Source organism: Natrinema soli (assembly GCF_028618695.1).
The window spans coordinates 1-2,057 of the sequence record NZ_JAQIVI010000552.1 but is presented as its reverse complement, the minus strand read 5'-3'; the positions used below and the strand labels follow the sequence as shown (position 1 = coordinate 2,057).

Below are 2,057 nucleotides of genomic sequence, written 5' to 3'. Positions count from 1 at the left end.
CGCGACGGCCGCCGGCCGCCCCGCCGACGCGACGACCTCGGCGGCGGGAATCGTCTACGTCGCCGGCCTGTTCCTCTCGTCGGGCATCCTCGCGTACTATCAGGCGCTCGAGCGAGGGCCGGTTAGCGTCGTCGTGCCGATCTACGGTCTCTTCATCGTCGGGAGTTCGGTCATCGGGATCGCGTTTCTCGGCGAGGAACTGACCGCGACTCGCGCCGCCGGCATCGTCGCCGCAGCGGTCGCGATCTACCTCGCCGCCGGAGGTGAGGAGTGATGCGACGGTACCTCGGCCTCTCGCTGTTCGCCTGTCTCACGTACAGCCTGGTTGCACCCCTGCTCTCGATCGCGATGACGGACCTGTCGAGCACGATGGCCGTATTCCTCTCGAATTCGGTGATGTTCGTCGTCGTCGGCCTCGTGATCGTCTCTCGCGGGCTGTCGGTACGGCCGTACCTCCGACATCCTCGCACTCCGCATCTCGTCGTAATGGGCGTGCTGTTGACCGTCGGCTTGCTGACCTACTATCGAGCGCTCGCGCTCGGTCCGGTGAGTATCGTCGTCCCGATCTACGGGCTCTTCATCGTAGTCAGTTCGCTGGTCGGCATCGTCGCGTTCGACGAGACCGTTACCGTCCGCAAACTCGCTGCTATCGGATTGAGTGTGGTGGCAATCGCACTGATGTCACTGTGACGAGCAGCTGAATATCTTCCCGGAGCGGCGCGACCACGACGCCGCGCCGACGGCGGTGCTCCGAGCCGTCATCGCTGCTTCGGCTGGACCTCGCTCGACTCCTCGTGGCGAACCTCCTCGAGTCGCTCCGTTTCTCGGAGGATGAACGGCCCGATGGCGAGCGTTCGCTTCATGACCGTGAGGACGCGGAGGAGATAGGCGAGCAACACGGCGAACGGGAGCAGGGTGAGGACGTAGAGCGCACTGACGACGAGATAGGCCGTGTTGATGCCGAACACCGACCCGGTGATCTTCGCGGCATCGAACTCGAGCATCATGTAGCCCGCGATCGCCAGCGCCGGCATCGCGCCGTAGAGGACGCCCCGAGAGATGTTGATGATCTCCCACTGGACGTAGAGGGTCTTGAAGTGTTCGCGCGCCGGGCCGAAGAACCGTAGCGATTCGATCAGGTCGTCGAACGCCGCTGCGACGTCGTCCGAAAGCGATTCGTCGTACTTGTCACGAAGCGTTCGCGCGGTGAATATCTTCCACGAATAGTTGTAGTTCAGGACGGGAAGCAGCGTCTCGAACGACCCGAAGTCCGCACCCGCCAGGTCGTCGTTGACGATCTTGCTGTGTTCGATGAGCCCCTCCGTGAACGCGGCGATTTCGTCGAACTGTGCCGACTCGGGACCGCCGGTGACCGCGTCGTTGAGGCTCCGGGCGCGTGTCTCTGCCGTTTCGATGAGCGTCTGGAGAAAGCGGGAGGGTTCGATCGGACTCACGCCGACGCCCGCGGCGTTCTCTACCTCCTCGCGAAACTCGGTCTCGTTCGTCATCCGCTCGCGTTGTTCCCCGAGCGGGCCGATCTCTTCGGCGAGGACGAACTGCGAAATCGACAGAACGAGGGTGACGCTCGTCACGATGGCGATAACCATCGAACTGAACAACGAGGGGACGCCGCTGGTCGCCACGAGTTTTCGCGGTGAACTGGGACCGAATACGTGAAAGACGAGGAGCAGAAGGTACGTCGTGGTGAGAATGACGCCGGTGACGAGCCAGCGGTTCGCGCTGATCAGGAACCAGATCTTCACGCGCGTTTCGCCGACACGTTCGCGCATCGTATCCGCCGGCCGCGAGATGGCATCCGTGTCGCTACTCATGGGCCTCATTGTACGCCGACGCACGGGTTAAATGGCTGGATATTGGCAGTGAGCGTGGTCTTTTTGCCGATCTCCGACGAGCGCGACGCTACTGCTGGATCGCGACCGGAAGTACGACTCGAGGCCGCCGTCACCCGACCAGTTCGATCAGCGTCGCCTCGAGCGCTCGCGCCGCCTCGCCGACGTCCGCGACCCGCACGTACTCCCGCGGGGCGTGCGCGACGG

Annotated in this window: 3 protein-coding genes; 2 read left to right on the top strand and 1 reads right to left on the bottom strand. The window is 63.7% G+C overall.

The annotated features are described in order from the left end of the window. Together PGX04_RS26390 and PGX04_RS26385 are read left to right on the top strand one after the other, a co-directional pair. A partial coding sequence (locus PGX04_RS26390) for an EamA family transporter (RefSeq protein ID WP_273741208.1) occupies nucleotides 1-274 on the top strand: 274 nt, incomplete at its 5' end. Then, complete coding sequence (locus PGX04_RS26385; protein ID WP_273741207.1) at nucleotides 274-690, top strand: EamA family transporter; 417 nt, start codon at nucleotides 274-276, stop codon at nucleotides 688-690. The genes PGX04_RS26390 and PGX04_RS26385, both read left to right, overlap by 1 nt. A gap of 68 nt (nucleotides 691-758) precedes the next feature. On the opposite strand, the gene PGX04_RS26380 is transcribed toward PGX04_RS26385, so the two are convergent. Beyond that, nucleotides 759-1,832 carry a DUF7972 family membrane protein gene (locus PGX04_RS26380; RefSeq protein WP_273741206.1) on the bottom strand — a complete coding sequence of 358 codons (1,074 nt, stop codon included), beginning with the start codon at nucleotides 1,830-1,832 and terminating at the stop codon, nucleotides 759-761. Between the last annotated feature and the right edge of the window lie 225 nt (nucleotides 1,833-2,057).

Coding starts and splice junctions, on each gene's coding strand:
- PGX04_RS26380 (WP_273741206.1), bottom strand. CDS start 1,832: ATGAGTAGCGACACGGATGCCATCTCGCGGCCGGCGGATACGATGCGC.
- PGX04_RS26385 (WP_273741207.1), top strand. CDS start 274: ATGCGACGGTACCTCGGCCTCTCGCTGTTCGCCTGTCTCACGTACAGC.